This is a genomic window from Chryseobacterium sp. JM1, assembly GCF_000737715.1.
Lineage (GTDB): Bacteria > Bacteroidota > Bacteroidia > Flavobacteriales > Weeksellaceae > Chryseobacterium.
The window spans coordinates 1-16,830 of sequence record NZ_JPRN01000019.1; the positions used below are offsets into that span (position 1 = coordinate 1).

Genomic DNA, 16,830 nt, shown 5'->3' on the forward strand with positions numbered 1-16,830 from the left:
AATGGATGAATATAAAACTCTTTTAAAATCACATATAGTCCCTATAAGACCTGCTCGGTCACATCAAAGAAATACAGCAAAATATAAAGCTAGGGCAAAGCCAATAATTACTAAAAATCACAAAGATAGCCTGTAATTGATTCTTAACTTAATGACATTGGGCTAAAGCCGGTTTCTATTGAATATAATGAGCTTCCATTCAATGGAAGACCAAAGATTTTGATGAAACGGTGTGTTCTATTTTACCACAAAAGAATAGTATAAAACATCTTCCAAACTATATCTGTGTGTATGGTTTATATATCCCACAGACACCATTTTCACCAAGACTGTCATTGCGAACCGTAGGTGAAGCAATCTTCTGCAGCTCATTACAAAAAATTGCGGTTAAAGAGATTGCTTCGTCGCTTCGCTCCTCGCAATGACAAAAGCTGAAACCCGTTCCTGTTGAATATAATAAGCTTCCGTTCAATGGAAGACCAAGGATTTTGATGAAACGGGGTGTTCTAATTTTATCACTAAAGAATAGTATAAAACATCTTCCAAACTATATCTGTGTGTATGGTTTACATATCCCACAGACGCCATTTTCACCAAGACTGTCATTGCGAACCGTAGGTGAAGCAATCTTCTGCAGCTCATTACAAAAAATTGCGGTTAAAGAGATTGCCTCGTCGCTTCGCTCCTCGCAATGACAAAAGCTGAAGCTCTTTCCTATTGAATAAAATTCGAATATAATGAGCGGTTACCATTCAAATAAAATCTTTGAAAATGTAAATAAACTTTAAAATAGTTCATAAATTTCATTTTTTGATGAATTAATTATTGACAACATATTTAGGATTACTATCGTGGTAAGCAGAGAAAAAAAATATTATTCTTGAAATTAAAATATTTATAGTTAATTATTAGTTATATATCGTTATTTCAAAAGCGTATAAAACACTAACAATGAATACTTTAATGTGCAAAAAAACAGGTAAAACCCCTCTATTTTATTTATTTTTGCAAAAAAAACCAAAATGAAGAAAATAATTTTACTATTAACATTGCTTACAGTCAATGTCATCTATTCCCAACTTTTAAAGGACAATTCATTCGCTTCCAATGGAATACATCATTTGCCTGCAGGAACTTTCTTAGCAGGCAATTTAACCGATACCAACAGCAGTGTTTTTTATCGGTCTTTCGATTCTAACACCCACCAATTGGTTATTTCTAAAGCGACAAGCTATACAGGACCTTTAGATCCTACTTTTGGAACCAATGGAAAAATCTTCTTAGATTACCAGTTGGATGATCTTATTGGCTTTTTAAGACATTCCGATAACAAACTGACATTGCTTTGCAAAAAAATGGATCCTGCCACCAACAGCCCTTCTCATTTTGATGTTATCAGAATCCTTCCAAACGGACAGCCGGATCTGTCATTTGGTAACGGAGGAACAAAAATTCTAGCCCATCCTGTCCTGTTTACTGATCTCTATGAGCAGGATAATAAAATACTGGTCGCCGGAGAGGGATATCATCCGAATGGTTCATCAGATTCCCAACTCCATCTGTTTAGAATAAACAATGATGGAACCGAGGATACCAGTTTTGGAAATAACGGAGAACTTGCAATTCCTGCTATTCCCGGCTATATATTATTGGATCAACAGTCCAGTATTATGTGTTTTTATGCCTATACCATAAAAAAGTACAATTCAAACGGACAGGTTATGACCAGCTTCGGTAATAATGGAGAGGTGGCCGTAGATCCTCCCTTAGCGATAAGTAAGGCCATTATAGACAGCAATAATAAAATAGCATGCATAGACATGGTAGACACGGGTTCCGGCTTTGGTACCGTAAAAAGAATAAACGCAGACGGAAGCATAGATCCTGCCTTCAATTATAATCCCCCTGCTGGAGCGATGCTTTTTGATCTTTATGAGAAAAACGGCCACTATTATGTTGCTGGAAATGTAAATGCCAATGGTGGACATGCCTATTATATCTCTAAGCTTGATCAAAGTGGAACTGTGGACCCTTCAGTTGGAAACTTTGTAGAAAATGATCCTAATTTGCAAAACCATTCTATCGTCAGCATTAAGGTTTTTGATAACAGCATCCTTGTATATGGTGGAGAAGGTATGTATAACGGAGCGTTTGAGGTTGTAAAATATGTACTTAACAGCTCTTCTACTTTATCCGCTAGTGAAGTTACCCAGAATAAAGAAATACAAATAGAAAATCCGGTAAAAGACCAATTAGTCATTACATCAAAAGAAAAGATGAGCACGATTGATATTTATTCTTCAACCGGAATATGGATAAAAAAACTTACTAATGAATCTGCTGATGTTTCCCATCTCGCAAGTGGAATTTATATTATAAAAATTAACTTCCAAAATGGAAAAAACAAAACCTTTAAGATCATTAAAAAATAAATCTGTAACAACAGATGATTACGACAAAACTGCTTCCCCTTGAAGCAGTTTTTTTTATGGTGCTAAAACCACCCCGTCAAAAATTCTTTGAAATTTCGCCACCCCTCCAATGCAGGGGAATGATGATCTCCAAGATTTAAAGCTCGGTCAATAGATTTACTTTTACACTCAAGAAAATCGTAGATTTTCATAAAAACTTAAGTGTACTTTCTATGCGCAATACATTACTTTACAATAACTAAAGTGTTTAAAAAAGCTTTTGTGACTTTTGTGGTTGATTTTATCGTTTCTCACAGTTTATTTTAAGCTTTTAAAACATTAAGATTAATGAAGGCAGTAAGGTGAGTTAAGAAAAAATCAAATGATTTTTTTTAGCTGTATACCTTAAAGCGAAGCTTAAACTTCATATTCTTAAAACCTTCATGATCCTTAATGGTTCAAAAAATGCCCTATTTAACCACAAAAGTCACAAAAGTTTTAATGCATTTAAACACTTTAGGCCACTTTAGTTTCAGAAGTTTTATCATCCTGAAAATACTAAGTTCACATAAGAAGAAAATCAAAGATTTTCGTAAAAACTTAAGTGTACTTTCTATGCGCCATTCATTTACATTACAATAACTAAAGTGTTTAAAACTTTTGTGACTTTTGTGGTTAAAATACAGGTTAAAGCAAAATAAAAAAGCGCACCCACCGGGTACGCTTTATATTGTAAAAGCTGAATACTAATGTAATTCAGCAAGATATTTCTCTGCATCCATAGCCGCCATACATCCGCTTCCTGCAGCAGTGATCGCTTGTCTGTAGATATGATCCTGAACATCTCCAGCTGCAAATACACCCGGAAGATTGGTTCTTGTAGATCCTTTTTCAGTAAGAATATACCCGTTTTCATCAAGATCGATCTGTCCAACGAAGATATCAGTATTCGGCTTGTGACCGATGGCAATGAAGATACCATCTACATCTACCGAAGATTTCTCCTGAGTCTGGTTGTTGATGATCATCGCTCTTTCAACAAGGCTGTTCTCCCCTTCAATCCCGATTAATTCATGGTTGAATTTCACTTCGATATTCGGTGTGTTTTCAACTCTGTGGATCATCGCTTTAGAAGCTCTGAACACGTCTTTTCTTACCAGCATTGTTACTTTTTTCGTAAGCTTTGCAAGATAAGTCGCTTCTTCTGCCGCTGTATCTCCTGCTCCTACTACCACCACGTCTTTTCCTCTGTAGAAGAATCCGTCGCACGTAGCACATGCGGAAACACCGCCTCCTGCATATTTCTTCTCATCATCAAGGCCTAGGTATTTTGCAGTAGCTCCTGTAGAGATAATTACTGTTTTGGCCAGGATTTCCTTATTTCCTGCGTATAATTTGTGAACACCGCCTTCTTCTTTGGAGAATTCAGCTTTAGTGATCATTTCGTAATGAACTTTAGTCTCGAATCTTTCCGCCTGCTTCTGCAGATCCATCATCATTTCAGGCCCTGTAATCCCTGCCGGATATCCTGGAAAGTTATCAACCTCCGTAGTTGTGGTTAATTGTCCGCCCGGCTCCAAACCTGTGTATAATTCTGGTTTCAAGTCTGCTCTTGCTGCATAAATAGCCGCTGTAAAGCCAGAAGGCCCGGATCCAACGATCACACAATCTAAAATGTTTTGTTCCATAATTTACTTTGTTCAAAAAGATTTTAATTCAGGCTGCTAATTTCGTAATTTTTACTGTTTTATTAAAGTATTTTTAATGATACTTGTCAATATGAAATATGGGGACTGTCGATTGGGTGGTATGTGGTTGAGTGTGGGAGGGTTTCGGAGTTGGAGAGTATTAGAGTCGGAGGGTTTGAGGGGTTTAGAGTCAATGAGTTGGGGAAGCGTTGTCAGTTGCTGGTTGCTGGTTTTTTGGGTTGAAAGGTTGCTAATTGCTAGTTGCTGGTTGCTAGTTCGTAGTAATTAAGTTAATGAATTCAGCGTCTGATATCTGAAATCTGATGTCTTGTATCTTTTTTCTTGGTTCTTGGCTCTTGATTCTTGGTTCTTAAATTCACCATTCACTTGCGAAGCAAAATTGACCATTCACTCCAACTCTCGAACCCTCAAACCCTCAAACCCTCCGACTCTCATACCCAACTACTCCACCATCCACTTCACCAGCTCATTCCCCTCCACGATATTCCAGGAGTGCGGATGTCTTGTTCCGTTGGCTCGGATGCCGCGGTCTTTGGTTTGGATCAGTTCTGCCTGTGTATTTCCTGCTTTAAGTAATGTCTGATGGGCTTTTTCCAGTACGTAGGCGTTAAGTTCTTCGTAGGTTCTGTTCTTCTTTTCGAGCTGCCATTTCAGGTCAGGTTCGCAGTACAATCTTGTTTTAATATGTTTAAGATATTGGATATTGCCTTCATCAGGAGATGCAGACATTAAATAGGGTGACAACGTTTTATATTTTTCACGGCTCGTATCCGGTTTTCCTATTTCTTTTTCAAGAAGCTCCGTCAGGTACCTTCCCTCTTCTACAGCTTCGGGATCTGCATTTTTGGCTACACCTTTTTTGGCGTTATCATAGAGCTTTTCAAGATCGATGGGAGAATCTACGACCATCAGGCCTCTGGGTTGTAGAGGATCCTGATTTTTAATGAGAAAAGCTGTCATCAGAAGGGCAACATTTCCTCCACCGGAAAAACCTCCGATGTATATATTATCGGGCGAAATTTTGTTGCGTTTAAAGATCCTGTGTAAAGTTTTTGCGTACTTCTGCTTTTCAGATTCCGTTAAAAATAATTTCTGATTATAGTCTAAAAGAATCGTTGTGATGCCTTTTCTGTCGATGCCTTTTAAAAATCGGGCTTCCGTTTTTGTATGTTCTATATTACAGGGAAAACAGGGAAATAAAATAAGAACCGCTTTCTGATCCGGGGCAATATTTAATTCATAATGACTGCCTTTTATCGTCTGTCCAAAAGTATTCTGATTCGCAAAAACCATCAAAAACACATACAAAACAATCAGGAAAACACTTTTTCTCATACCAACAAAAAATAAAACCCTAAAACACTCCCACACTAAAACTCTCCCACTCAAAAACTCATCAAACTTTCATCTTAATCTTATCCACATTGATAATTTTATACACCAGTTCCTTGATCAGTTCAGCTTCTCCCATATTCACCGCTCCAAGGCCTTTCCCTTTCATGTCAAATTCTCTTAAGATAGAAATGACTCTGGTAGCATGCTTTAAAGGATATAACCTTGCACTTTCCGCATAGTCTTTGATGAAATAGGGATTAACGCCCATTTGTGAAGCAATAGCCTGTGGTGGCTGTCCAGCCATCGTTTGATAAATGATCACATTGGAAAAATAACTGTACAGATTCGCCAGCATCATCACAAAAGGATTGTTCTTTGGATTTTTGCCCATAAAATGAGCGATCCTGAATGCGGCATCGGCATTTTTGGTTCCTAAAGCTTTCTGAAGTTCAAAAACATTGTATTCTTTACTGATCCCGATATGGTTTTCTACGATTGTTCCATCCAGCATTTCGCCTTCTTTGAGGATGATCTTCAGCTTGTTCAGTTCGTTGGCAATTCTTGAAAGGTCATTTCCTAGATATTCTGCCAGTAGATTGGAAATATTCGGAGCAATTTTGATTTTCAGTTGGGCACATTCATCAGCAATCCATTTTGGAAGATTGCTGTCTCTCACAGATTCACTTAAGAAAAGCGCTTTGGCTTTATCCAGTGCTTTTGCAGCTTTTTTTCTACTGTCCAACTTCTTATGTTTATGCGCAAAAACAAGGACTGTAGAAGGAACCGGATTTTCCACATAGGTTTCCAGAACGCGGTTTTCATCCTCATTAAATTTCAGATCCTGAGCTTCCTTTACAATAATCACCTGCCTGTCGCCCATCATCGGGAACTGTCTCGCAAGGGAAAGGATCTCATGATAAGAGGTATCTTTTCCGTACACTACAGTCTGGTTAAAAGCCTTTTCATCTTCCTCCAGAAAGTCGTGTTCAAGCACTTTTACGGCAGCATCAATAAAGTAAGGTTCTTCTCCGTGGAAAAAATAAATAGGTAAAACTTCTTTATTTTTAATATTTTTGAGGATTAAATCTAATTCTTTCATCTTATTAATGGAACTTCCAAAACTGAATTTTCAGGAAACTTTTGATTTTAAATTCAAGAAAGACAAAGATAAGTTTTTTATTTATGACTTAGTCCGCAAAACTTACCTTCTGCTCACTCCTGAAGAATGGGTACGCCAACACTGGATCCACTATTATCTTACGGTAAAAGGCTATTCTCCATCTGCCCTGATCACAGAGAAAAAGATCCTTCTGAACGGCCTTACCAAAAGAATCGACCTTCTAGTAACGGAAAAAACAGAACCCGTGATCCTGATCGAATGCAAAGCCCCGAAGATCAAACTGACGGAGAAAACATTTGAACAGACGGCGAGGTACAACTCCATCATCGGAGCAAAAGAAATCATCCTGACGAATGGGCTGCATCACATCAATGCGTATTATGAAAATGAACAGTATCAGTTTTACAAACCTGAGTAGACTGCTGATTTTTTTTCACCACAAAAGTCACAAAAGTTTTTGAACACTTTAGTTATTTTAAAGTGAATGCATTGCGTATAGAAAGTACACTTAAGTTCTATGAAAATCTACGATTTTCTTTGCTGTAAAAGAAAAATCTGCCTTATCATTTTAATCTGCGTGAGAGAAAATTTTAAACCATTAAGATTCATTAAGTTTTTAAGAATATTAAGGTTAGCTTAGCTTTGAAGCGTCCAACTTAAAAAAATCATTGATTTTTTTCTTAACTCACCTTACTGCCTTCATCTATCTTAATCTTTTAAAAGCGTACAATGAGAATCTGTGCCTTTTGTGATTAAAAAGTTTATATTTTCTCTTGATCTCCCGCTTATATGAACCCAGTATTTCCAGAATAAGAATCTTTTGAAATTTAATTAATATCAAGGCTTTAAATACCAAAACTTTTGCGACTTTTGTAATCAAATACAATTAAAAAAGTTTAAAAGCATCTATGGAAATTAAAAATATCATCTTCGATTTTGGCGGCGTTTTAATGGACTGGGATCCGAGGTATTTTTTCAAAGATTATTTCAAGGACGATGAGAAAATGGAGTACTTTCTGGAAAACATTGCCCAGTCGGAATGGAATGAGCAGCAGGACAAAGGAAGAAGTCTGGCAGAAGGCACTGATATTCAGGTGAAAAAATTCCCCGAATGGGAAAAGGAACTCAGAGCCTATTACGATAACTGGACAGTGATGCTGAAAAGTGATATTCCACAAAATGTAGAGATCTTAAGACGTTTAAAAAACACCGATTATCAATTGTTCGGACTGACCAACTGGTCTGAAGAAACTTTCCCCTATGCGCTGGAAAACTACGACTTCTTTCAAATATTTAATGGGAAAATTGTAGTTTCAGGAACAGAAAAACTGATCAAACCGGATCCAAAAATCTGGCATGTACTCCTGGAAAGATACAATATTCAGGCAGCTGAATCTGTTTTCATTGATGATAACCCAAGGAATATTGAAATGGCTAAGACTTTAGGCTTTACCACCATTAAAATCAATCCTGATACGGATCTTGAACATGAACTGACCAACCTGGGAATTAAATTCTGACGCTATTCGTCTTTATAATTTATAATCCTCATGATAAGTTATTTTCAGTAATTTAGATTAGGATTTTTTATGTCCGTGAATATTCAAAATATACATTAAATATTACAATATGATACGCACCCTTCTATTAACAGCCTGTATAATGTGCACAGGAACCGTTTTCAGCCAGAAACTTAAGACCATTTCTTATCAGGACGGTTCACAGAAACTGAATGGCCTGGTCACTTCCAACGCAGGTAAAAAACTTCCGGGAGTTTTGATTCTTCCCGCGTGGAAAGGTATTGATGACGAAGCTAAAACTGCTGCTTCCGAACTTGAAAAACAAGGGTATATTGCTTTCATTGCCGATATTTACGGTGAAGGAAATATCCCGGCAGATAATGCTTCTGCAGGTAAAACATCAGGATATTATAAACAAAATTATGATGCTTATCAGAAGCGTATTTCTTTAGCTTTGGAACAGTTGAAAAAGAATGGAGCTATTTCTGATAAAATTGCCGTGATCGGCTACTGTTTCGGTGGAACAGGTGCTTTAGAATCTGCCAGAGGAAGCCTTCCGGTAGTGGGCGTTGTATCCATTCATGGAAGTATCGGAAAAGATCAAACCCGAAAAAACGGACCTATTGCCACAAAAATTTTAGTTGAAAACCCTGCGGATGATAAAGGTGTAACTCCTGAGGATTACAATAATTTAATCAAAGAAATGAATGAAGGAAATGCAGACTGGCAGATCATCACCTACGCCCATTCCAAGCATACCTTCACCGATCCGAAGTCACCGGATTACAATGAAGTAATGGCTAAAAGATCCTGGAATCATACGGTGATGTTTTTGAAGGAAATACTGAAATAAATAAATTTATTTCAATGTAACAATCTATCAATGTAACAGTGTAACAATGGTTTTACCGAGAAATCGAATTGGTACATTGTTACACTGTTATATTGGTACATTTTTAATTCTCTCTATTCACCAGTTCCATAGAAAACGCAGGAAGGCAGATGGCAATATAATCACATGGTTCTGAAAACGGGTTGCTGTAACGCACTCTTGCGCCTTTCTCGATCAGGATGCTTTGCCCTTTTTCCAAGGTTATGATTTCGCCGTCTATTTCAAACTGCTTTTTTCCGGAAATGATCAGGGTGAATTCATCAAATTCCGGCGTTTGATGCGGCTCACTCCAGTCCGGTGGTGCTACCATGTGAGCGATGGACACATTTGAATTTCCTGTGGAGTTTCCCCAATGTTCTTCTATTAATTTCCCGTCTGTAGTAGGTACTACGAACGGTGATTTCTGGATTTTGTATTTTTTCATGAGTGATCTTCTTTTTTTATTTCATACACGAAATTGGTTCTCGTAGGTTCTGCAAAATAAGCCACTTCCTCTTCACCGATCTTCTGCCCGCCAATTCTTTCCAGTGCAGTCTGGGAACGGATATTCTCTTTGCCGATATGAAAATGTACCTTATCTACAAACTGGAAGATATAATCGAGCATCATTTTTTTCACTTTCGGATTGATTCCTTTTCCCCAGGATTTCGTTCCGTAGAAAGTATAGCCTATGAAAATACGGTTCTCAGCTTCGTCATAATTATAAAAACGCGTGCTTCCCAGAACATCACCAGACGATTTTTCTATGATTTTAAAAGCACCTTCGCTTTCCATAGCGCCTTTAAAAAAGCTTTCAAAAACTTCTCTCTGATAACGGTTTTTATTAGGATGCTGCTCCCAAACCCGTGGATCGGAAGCCACTTCATATACAGACTCAAAATCCCCTTGCTGTAAGGGGATTAATTGATATTCTTCACTGTCTAAAACAGGTTGTATTGAAAATTTCATTGTTTAGCCTTTAGCTTTTGCTGCGTCTGCTTCAATTTTTTTAATTTCTTTCAGCTTATCTGAAATTTTGATTACCGCATCAGGTTTTGCAGGTTTTAAAGCCACCTCAGCCTGAGCCATATCCCACTTAATCACTAAGTTTCCTGAGTTTTCATCTGTAGGATTAAGGGTAATTTCAAACCACTCCTGCTTGTCTGCCAGTTTATTCACAGGGACCATAACATCTACGACATCCTGTTTTGGATCGTAGGTATAAGCACCCCACTGCTGGAAATCTTTATTCAATATTACTTTCCATTCTTTTTCTGTTGGTACGATGAAAAGACCATATGTTCCGGCCGGAACCATTTTCCCTCCGAAATTCACAGACTGTCCGAAGGTGATCTTAGTAGATGAGTTCGCGCCAGCTCTCCAAACCTGTCCGTAAGGAACCAGTTCTCCGAAGATCTTACGCCCTTTCACTCCCGGTCTTCCATAATCAATGCTGATCTTAGACATTGAAAACTGCTGCTCTACCTTCTGACGCGGACTTGCAGCCGGTACAGAATAATCCTGAGCAAAACTTAAAGCCGAAGCTGATATGCAAAGTGCAAATAGTAACTTTTTCACGTGTAAATTTTTGCCTAAATTTACAAAAATCAAAACAAAACAGCCTTCTCTACTCCCAATAATTTTTGCTTTCTCCAGATTCCTCTTGTATAGCCCACCCGCTCTCCGTTTGAACCAATTACCCGATGATATGGTATTACAATAGCGATTTCATTTGATTAAAAATTCTTCAAAACGCTTTCTGCCTGGCGCATATGTCTTTCATTATGATAAATCACAAAACGAAAAGTATCTCCCAGTTTAATTTTGATCAGTTTTGAAATGCTGACGCTGGTTTTTACTATATTTAAATCAACACTTGCCGCTTTTTCCAGCAAATCTAAAAACTGACCTTGCTGACTGACAAATTCCTCCACTACTCTTTTATCCAGTTGGCTGTTGATGGGATCCATGCTTTTCAAAGTTTTCATTTTGTTTAATTTGTCTTTCGGAAGCATCGATTTTGCAAAGTAATTGCCCAAAATTCCAGGTTTAAAAACAGGTGTGGGAGACGTTTTTGAAGAAGAAATCCTCTGATTGATTTCAGGGATATAGAAATCTCCGTAACGGTTGAGATGTTCAAGGCATTCCAGTACGCTCCAGCTGCCTTCCGACATTCTGGAATTGAGTTTTTCATCCGTCTGCTGCAAAAGGGTTTCTGCATATTTTAAATGAGTCTGGGTAAGACTCTTCAACTCATCCAGCAATTGTGGTGTAGACATTTTCATTGATGATTTTTATGCAAATTTCGGGATCGTTTTCTTCTTAAATCTTGACTGAACTCAAGATTTTTTAAGCCGTGATAAAGTTTCCGGAGACATTCTGAGGTAGTTGGCGATATATTTATTCGGGACTTCCTGAAAGAGTTTCGGGCTTCTTTTTAAGACTCTTTCAAAGCGTTCTTTGGGTGAATTCGTCAAAAGATCTTTTTCCCTTTCGAGCTGCTGCAAAACAAGATCTTCTAAAATTGAGATCCAAAACTTAAGATGATCTTCACCAGACTGAATAAATGCATAGAAATCCTTTTTTGAAGCCACTTTTACGGTTGTTTTTTTGATCGCCTGAATATAAAAATCCGAAGGTTTTCCCGACAGAAATGAATCCATAGAAACAACAATATTCCCGGTATACCCGAAACGGATGATCCTTTCTTCATTTTCATCCATTATAAAAATCCGGACGCTGCCATTTTCCACAAAATAAATATCGGTATCGGCACTCCCTGATATCTTCAGAAATTCATTCCGCTTGAATTCCCTTTTTTCCCAGTGCAGTCCACCATTGAGCAGTTTTTGAATCATTTGATATTAATGTTTGCTGTTCCAAAGATAATAGGTAATTTTAAAATTCCGGATTTTAACCACTAATCACTTCATCATGTTCAAAAAAACAAGTCTTATCTTACTGTTTTCTACGGTCTTTTTCAGTGTACAGGCACAGCAGACCATTCCTTTCAGACTTACCAAACATAATAATATCATCGTAAAAACTTTAGTCAATAAAAAGGATTCTCTGGATCTGATGTTTCAGATCGCGATGGAAGACGCCGCAATTTCTCCGGAAAGACAGCGAAAAGCGGATCATATTGTTTTTGACAAAGAGGAAATCAGTGAAAATAATACCGTGCAAATTGGAAAACTGACATTGAATAACGTCCGTTTTACAGACAATCAAATGGCTGGCCATGAGGCCGACGGAAAGATCGGAACCGTCCTGTTTGGAGGAAAAGCATTTAAAATAGATTACGACCACAATCAGTTTATTGTCTATGATAAAGCACCTGATGTGAAAGACTACCAACCTATTGTTACCCTATATGATCATGAAGGTTTTTATATTGTAGCCGACAACGTTATTGACGGTGACAAACAGCAGGAAGCTTATTTTGTACTTCAGTCCGGATACTCAGGAGGATTGCTCTACAGTAACGATTTTGCTTCAGAAAAAGAACTGGATAAAAAACTGAAGATCACAGGCGAAAAAACCTTAAAAAACTCCAGTGGGAAAAGCATCACCACCAAACAAGGCATACTTCCTTTTCTGAAAGTAGGAAACAGTGTTTTAAAAGATGTCTCAGCCGGATTTTTTATCGGTGATCTGAAAAAACAAACGGTTAATTATTTTGGTGCGGACCTTTTGAGAAGATTCAACTGGGTCTTTGATGCTGATAGAAAAACGGCGTATATCAAGCCGAGTAAATATTTTTCAGAACCTTATTATATCATAAAATAATTAAACCGTGCAACATTCTAAACACTATTCACTTTTTCAGGTAAGACCCATGATGAAATTCAGTACAGCCTTAGTCCTTTTATTTTTACAACTGGTTATGATGGGTTGTAAAAAAGAGGTCAGTAAACCGGCATCCAATTCAACAGGCATCCCCAATGATTCTGTAAAAACGGCGAAGTCAACCGATGAAATAGATTATAATCATTTCAATATTTACAATGTCTCTCTTGTACAGCGTAATGAGCTGATGGATGTTTTTATTTCCGTATCAGATATCTATACAGATTCTCATGCGATTCCTTCAGACTTCATCAAAAATCAGAAAAATGTTCCTTTTGAAAAGCTTCAGTATTTAGAACTTGATGGTGAGTACAGAAAGAAAATGCTCACCGGTATGCATCTTACTGAGAATGATTCTCTGTATTTTTTCAATTATGAGTTCAATAAACTACAAAAAACGCCTCTCAACAAGTTAAAAGCCGTAGCTTATCTTACGCCATATGCTCCCGAAGGAGAAGAAGTTGACGCTGGTTCTTATATGATTGGCTTCCAGATCGAAACTCAAAAAGACATGGATATTTTTGACCGTTATTCGAACGCTATTGCCTATTTTGGAAATAAAGATCCATTTGTTCAAAATAAGATCAAACCTATGCAGTGGGTAAAATCATCCACAGAGGTTTCAAAAAAATATTTCTCCGGTTCCTCATTTAAATACGGAAAGACTTTTCAGTTTAAGGATAACGACGACCTCACTTATTATCTTCAGGACTTTCTTGAAGGCGATATGGTTCAGGAACGTCAACTTGCAGTGATTAACAACCGTAACCAAAAAATCTTTGAAAAAACAATCACTCCCGGTGGCGATGGTGCAGAATTCACTCCACTGAATGGAATAGACACCGACGGAGCCAATAAATTCCAATGGACCGGCAATCTTTTCAAGGGAAAACCTACTGTGGTTTTTGGATTTGTTTCCCAATCTTTTGGCTGCCCTTCTATTACATTTTTAGATAAAGCACATAAAGATCTTACCATCAATTGTGACAACAGGCATTAGGCAAGAACTGAGCCTGATTCTTCTATAGAAATAAGGAGCAAATCTGTGAATGTTCAGGTTTGCTCTTTTTAATATAGTACGGACCTGTAGGTTATTTTTCAGGATGAAGTCTGAAAAATAGTTGTAATTTAAGTCATTGATTAACCAATGCCCATGAAACAAAATGTCTTTCTTTTTATACTCTGTACTTTCATTAATGTACTGATCACCAATTTTGCATTAGTGATCATGGCTGCAGATTTATCTCTGATCTATCCTGTTCTTATATCATCAGGGATCTGTTTAATGTGCAGTGCTGTATTTTACAGAATACAGAGCCATCCCGGAACCTTAGGAAAATGGAAACTGGCCGGTATTGCTATAAGTTTAAGTCTTTCAGTCTTACTACTTGCCTGCATTCTCACTTCAATAGCTACCCGCATGGCTACGGACGGAATCATCATTGCAGGTTTAAAAGGAATCATTCCCCTTTTCATATTTGCGGTCGTTTTTGCCTCTCCTTTCTGGGTGATTTCTGCAGTATTCAATTTTGTCTGTCTTAGATTCGTAAAACCAAAAATTAATTAAAAACCGTTTAAAAGGGTTTACACTTCCCTATTGTTTTTAAAATCTCCAATAAAAAGGGCAGATTGAATTACTTCCTCAATCTACCCTAAACTTAATGAGTTTTTATAAGATTAATCAATTATTTAATCTTAGGATACAGTCTGTTCTTTAAGTTTATAAAATAATCCTCCGATTCTTTAAAATCATTACTCTTCATGAATTTAAGAACGACATTCAGATAAGTCTCGGAAGGAGTAAAATTAGATCCAGATTTCTCTGAGAACCTTTTGTATTCTTCTTCAAGCAGCTGCGGATTCTTAGACAGTTTTTTAATATCTGTTCTGAAACCTTTAAAGATAAATTTCAAAGCATCATAATTCCCAGGATAGGAAACCGTTCCGTGGACTTCACGTTCAAAGAAATGGTGTTTATAGTTAAGGGAGCCATTTTTCTCAACAATTCCTTTAAATTCTTCAATCGCCTGAGTCATATCGGAATTCCAGTTTTTGTTCTGTTCTTCATTGTTAGCCCGAGAAACGTACAGAAATTTGTGGGCCGGAAATGTTCTGTTTTTTTCCAGATAGCTTTTTGTCCTGGAAATCATCACATTGTTGTCCCACCACAAACTAGGATCATTCGCTACATAAGCATTGAAATATTCCGGATGGGTAAGCAGAACATTCACGGCAAAAAGTCCTCCGAAAGAATGCCCTACTAGAATGGAATAATCCTGCGTCCTGTAGTTTTTACTAATGAAAGGTTTCAACTCTTCCTGTATGAATCTGACAAAATTTTCACTTTCGCCACTGTCTCCGAAAAGAACGACATTCGGATTTACCGGGCTTTTCTTCTGTGATTTTGTAGGCGTAAGATCTCTGGTTCTTTCCGTGTTTTTGATGCCTACAACAATACATTCCGGCATATCTGCATAAGGCGGTCTGGCCAGAAAATCGCTCATTCCTGTGTAATATTCGAAATTGATTTCTCCATCCAGAAGATAGATCACCGGATATTTTGCAGGGCTGATGCTGCTGTCGTTATAGGTTTTCGGAAGATGGATCCAAATCTCTCTTTTTTCATTGAGAATCGATGAGGATATAACCTGTTTTTCCCCGATGTTTATTTTTTCCTGCGCCATTGCTGAGAAACTGCAAAGAAGGAATAGGTTCAATAATAAAAATTTAAGCCGGCTGTTCATGATGTTCTTTTCTATGTTGATGAATATTTTTAACTTCTGTTGATTTTTTCGGTGATTTTTTGCGTCTGCCCCACCAGATCAGAAAGCCCGTTACCGGAAGGCTTGTACAGATAATTCCGATCACAAAGGTGAAGATCTTCCCAAACATACCGCCCCAATATCCTACGTGGAGATCAAAGTTCATATGTTCGATCACTTCATGCATAATGACCTCTTTCGGATACTGAATTTCCTCTCCGGTATATTTATTGGCTTCCATGCTTTTACCGCTGGCAAGGCTTTTCAAACCGATAAATTTTGCCGCAACGACATTGTAGACTGTAGCAGAATCATTCCTTGGAATGCTCATTCTGAATTGTCTGGCTTCCGGAAATTTTTTGAAATTCTTCTCTACGAAATCTGCATAAGACAGCGCCTTTTTCTCAGGATCAAACTTAGGTTCATATTGTTCAGCAATTTCATGGGCATCAGCGATTCCGCCAAAGGCTTCCTGAGTAAGATCTGTCAAAATTTTGTAGGCCATAATCAACCCCGTAATCGTAATAAATACAGCCGGTAACAATGAATAGAACCCTAACACATTATGAAAATCATAGTTTTTCCTGCGCCATTTGGTTCCTGATTTTATTTTAAAGGCCGCTGTCCTTGTCGTTTTATTCCACTTTTTCGGCCACCAGAGAATGAGTCCGCCAATTAACTGAACAAAAAATATAATGGAAGCTACTCCTACTACTGTTTTTCCGAATTTTCCGGCCAGAAGCTGAGCATGGATATGAGCCACAATGTAGAAAAATTCATAGCTTTTCGTTGAACCTGTTATTTTCCCGGTGTAAGGGTCAAGATAATGATAGGCAAATACACCTCTTGGTCCGCGACCTTTTGGTTTTCCTGCTTTGGGAACATTTTTATCTTTGGGTGGTTTCCTAGCCGAGGCTACCCTGAACGTTCTGTCCGCCTCTTTATAAGTGTCAAAATAAAATGCTTTTCTGTCCGGAACTTGCTGATGGAATTTAGCCAGCAGTTCTTCCGGTGACATTTTTTTTACATTAGCCGGAACCTGTACATATTTGGCGCTTCCTCCGCATAAATCAATGATTTCATCACAGAAGACAAACATCGTTCCTGAAAGGGTCACAACGAGTACAATAATCCCCGAGACCAATCCCAGCCAGAGATGGAGCCATCCTGTAATTTTTTTGGTGAGGGATTTTCCCTGCTTTTTCTTTTTATCTGTTGTTTTCTTTTCCATATCTATCAATACAGCAGAGCGG

Annotated in this window: 18 protein-coding genes; 7 read left to right on the forward strand and 11 right to left on the reverse strand. The window is 37.7% G+C overall.

Annotated features, from left to right (window positions below; genetic code table 11):
- Nucleotides 1-1,022 precede the first annotated feature (1,022 nt).
- Nucleotides 1,023-2,432: a T9SS type A sorting domain-containing protein gene (locus IW22_RS21355; RefSeq protein ID WP_034731009.1), complete on the forward strand. Its 1,410-nt coding sequence runs from the start codon at nt 1,023-1,025 to the stop codon at nt 2,430-2,432.
- Nucleotides 2,433-3,157: 725 nt separating this feature from the next.
- Here the strand turns inward: IW22_RS21355 and trxB are convergent.
- The 3 genes from trxB to holA form a co-directional block, all read right to left on the reverse strand.
- Complete coding sequence (trxB, locus tag IW22_RS21360) at nt 3,158-4,099, reverse strand: thioredoxin-disulfide reductase (protein ID WP_034731014.1); 942 nt, start codon at nt 4,097-4,099, stop codon at nt 3,158-3,160.
- A gap of 462 nt (nt 4,100-4,561) precedes the next feature.
- Nucleotides 4,562-5,455, reverse strand: coding sequence for an alpha/beta hydrolase (locus tag IW22_RS21370; RefSeq protein WP_034731019.1), 894 nt, complete (start codon nt 5,453-5,455; stop codon nt 4,562-4,564).
- Between the two features lie 61 nt (nt 5,456-5,516).
- Entirely contained in the window at nt 5,517-6,554 is a 1,038-nt protein-coding gene (gene holA / locus IW22_RS21375; protein WP_034731023.1) for a DNA polymerase III subunit delta, read from the reverse strand.
- Between the two features lie 7 nt (nt 6,555-6,561).
- Here holA and IW22_RS21380 point away from each other — a divergent pair, with 7 nt between their 5' ends.
- The 3 genes from IW22_RS21380 to IW22_RS21390 all read left to right on the forward strand — a co-directional run bounded on the left by IW22_RS21380 (nt 6,562) and on the right by IW22_RS21390 (nt 8,948).
- Nucleotides 6,562-6,993, forward strand: coding sequence for a type I restriction enzyme HsdR N-terminal domain-containing protein (locus tag IW22_RS21380; protein WP_034731026.1), 432 nt, complete (start codon nt 6,562-6,564; stop codon nt 6,991-6,993).
- A gap of 490 nt (nt 6,994-7,483) precedes the next feature.
- Nucleotides 7,484-8,095, forward strand: a complete 612-nt coding sequence (locus IW22_RS21385) for an HAD family hydrolase (RefSeq protein WP_034731032.1) — start codon at nt 7,484-7,486, stop codon at nt 8,093-8,095.
- A 109-nt stretch (nt 8,096-8,204) separates the two neighbouring features.
- Nucleotides 8,205-8,948 (forward strand): dienelactone hydrolase family protein, encoded by a 744-nt coding sequence (locus IW22_RS21390; protein ID WP_034731036.1) that lies wholly within the window; start codon nt 8,205-8,207, stop codon nt 8,946-8,948.
- 103 nt (nt 8,949-9,051) lie between these two features.
- On the opposite strand, the gene IW22_RS21395 is transcribed toward IW22_RS21390, so the two are convergent.
- From IW22_RS21395 to IW22_RS21415, 6 genes are read right to left on the reverse strand one after another with little or no spacing between them, the layout of a single operon-like run.
- Nucleotides 9,052-9,411, reverse strand: a complete 360-nt coding sequence (locus IW22_RS21395) for a cupin domain-containing protein (RefSeq protein ID WP_034731041.1) — start codon at nt 9,409-9,411, stop codon at nt 9,052-9,054.
- The gene (locus IW22_RS21400) at nt 9,408-9,935 is read right to left on the reverse strand and encodes a GNAT family N-acetyltransferase (protein ID WP_034731044.1); all 528 of its coding nucleotides are present in this window, start codon (nt 9,933-9,935) and stop codon (nt 9,408-9,410) included. The genes IW22_RS21395 and IW22_RS21400 overlap by 4 nt, the downstream gene beginning before the upstream one ends.
- A gap of 3 nt (nt 9,936-9,938) precedes the next feature.
- Entirely contained in the window at nt 9,939-10,544 is a 606-nt protein-coding gene (locus tag IW22_RS21405; RefSeq protein WP_034731184.1) for a DUF2911 domain-containing protein, read from the reverse strand.
- Between the two features lie 29 nt (nt 10,545-10,573).
- Complete coding sequence (locus tag IW22_RS24070; RefSeq protein ID WP_081874004.1) at nt 10,574-10,693, reverse strand: MGMT family protein; 120 nt, start codon at nt 10,691-10,693, stop codon at nt 10,574-10,576.
- A gap of 9 nt (nt 10,694-10,702) precedes the next feature.
- Complete coding sequence (locus IW22_RS21410; RefSeq protein WP_185113586.1) at nt 10,703-11,251, reverse strand: DinB family protein; 549 nt, start codon at nt 11,249-11,251, stop codon at nt 10,703-10,705.
- Between the two features lie 54 nt (nt 11,252-11,305).
- Complete coding sequence (locus IW22_RS21415; RefSeq protein ID WP_034731047.1) at nt 11,306-11,824, reverse strand: Crp/Fnr family transcriptional regulator; 519 nt, start codon at nt 11,822-11,824, stop codon at nt 11,306-11,308.
- 76 nt (nt 11,825-11,900) lie between these two features.
- On the opposite strand from IW22_RS21415, the gene IW22_RS21420 reads away from it, so the two are divergent.
- The 3 genes from IW22_RS21420 (at nt 11,901) to IW22_RS21430 (ending at nt 14,382) form a co-directional block, all read left to right on the forward strand.
- On the forward strand, nt 11,901-12,755 hold the full coding sequence (locus tag IW22_RS21420; protein WP_034731051.1) for a hypothetical protein: 855 nt from the start codon (nt 11,901-11,903) through the stop codon (nt 12,753-12,755).
- A 7-nt stretch (nt 12,756-12,762) separates the two neighbouring features.
- Entirely contained in the window at nt 12,763-13,815 is a 1,053-nt protein-coding gene (locus IW22_RS21425) for a hypothetical protein (RefSeq protein ID WP_131401776.1), read from the forward strand.
- A gap of 153 nt (nt 13,816-13,968) precedes the next feature.
- Nucleotides 13,969-14,382, forward strand: a complete 414-nt coding sequence (locus tag IW22_RS21430; protein ID WP_034731055.1) for a hypothetical protein — start codon at nt 13,969-13,971, stop codon at nt 14,380-14,382.
- Between the two features lie 118 nt (nt 14,383-14,500).
- Here the strand turns inward: IW22_RS21430 and IW22_RS21435 are convergent, their stop codons facing one another.
- Both IW22_RS21435 and IW22_RS21440 read right to left on the reverse strand, forming a co-directional pair.
- Nucleotides 14,501-15,559, reverse strand: coding sequence for an alpha/beta hydrolase (locus IW22_RS21435; protein ID WP_034731057.1), 1,059 nt, complete (start codon nt 15,557-15,559; stop codon nt 14,501-14,503).
- Entirely contained in the window at nt 15,543-16,808 is a 1,266-nt protein-coding gene (locus IW22_RS21440) for a PepSY-associated TM helix domain-containing protein (protein WP_034731061.1), read from the reverse strand. The genes IW22_RS21435 and IW22_RS21440 overlap by 17 nt, the downstream gene beginning before the upstream one ends.
- Between the last annotated feature and the right edge of the window lie 22 nt (nt 16,809-16,830).

Coding starts and splice junctions, on each gene's coding strand:
- IW22_RS21380 (WP_034731026.1), top strand. CDS start 6,562: ATGGAACTTCCAAAACTGAATTTTCAGGAAACTTTTGATTTTAAATTC.
- IW22_RS21385 (WP_034731032.1), top strand. CDS start 7,484: ATGGAAATTAAAAATATCATCTTCGATTTTGGCGGCGTTTTAATGGAC.
- IW22_RS21355 (WP_034731009.1), top strand. CDS start 1,023: ATGAAGAAAATAATTTTACTATTAACATTGCTTACAGTCAATGTCATC.
- IW22_RS21370 (WP_034731019.1), bottom strand. CDS start 5,455: ATGAGAAAAAGTGTTTTCCTGATTGTTTTGTATGTGTTTTTGATGGTT.
- IW22_RS21430 (WP_034731055.1), top strand. CDS start 13,969: ATGAAACAAAATGTCTTTCTTTTTATACTCTGTACTTTCATTAATGTA.
- holA (WP_034731023.1), bottom strand. CDS start 6,554: ATGAAAGAATTAGATTTAATCCTCAAAAATATTAAAAATAAAGAAGTT.
- IW22_RS21395 (WP_034731041.1), bottom strand. CDS start 9,411: ATGAAAAAATACAAAATCCAGAAATCACCGTTCGTAGTACCTACTACA.
- IW22_RS21440 (WP_034731061.1), bottom strand. CDS start 16,808: ATGGAAAAGAAAACAACAGATAAAAAGAAAAAGCAGGGAAAATCCCTC.
- IW22_RS21435 (WP_034731057.1), bottom strand. CDS start 15,559: ATGAACAGCCGGCTTAAATTTTTATTATTGAACCTATTCCTTCTTTGC.
- IW22_RS21420 (WP_034731051.1), top strand. CDS start 11,901: ATGTTCAAAAAAACAAGTCTTATCTTACTGTTTTCTACGGTCTTTTTC.
- trxB (WP_034731014.1), bottom strand. CDS start 4,099: ATGGAACAAAACATTTTAGATTGTGTGATCGTTGGATCCGGGCCTTCT.
- IW22_RS21410 (WP_185113586.1), bottom strand. CDS start 11,251: ATGAAAATGTCTACACCACAATTGCTGGATGAGTTGAAGAGTCTTACC.
- IW22_RS21400 (WP_034731044.1), bottom strand. CDS start 9,935: ATGAAATTTTCAATACAACCTGTTTTAGACAGTGAAGAATATCAATTA.
- IW22_RS21390 (WP_034731036.1), top strand. CDS start 8,205: ATGATACGCACCCTTCTATTAACAGCCTGTATAATGTGCACAGGAACC.
- IW22_RS21415 (WP_034731047.1), bottom strand. CDS start 11,824: ATGATTCAAAAACTGCTCAATGGTGGACTGCACTGGGAAAAAAGGGAA.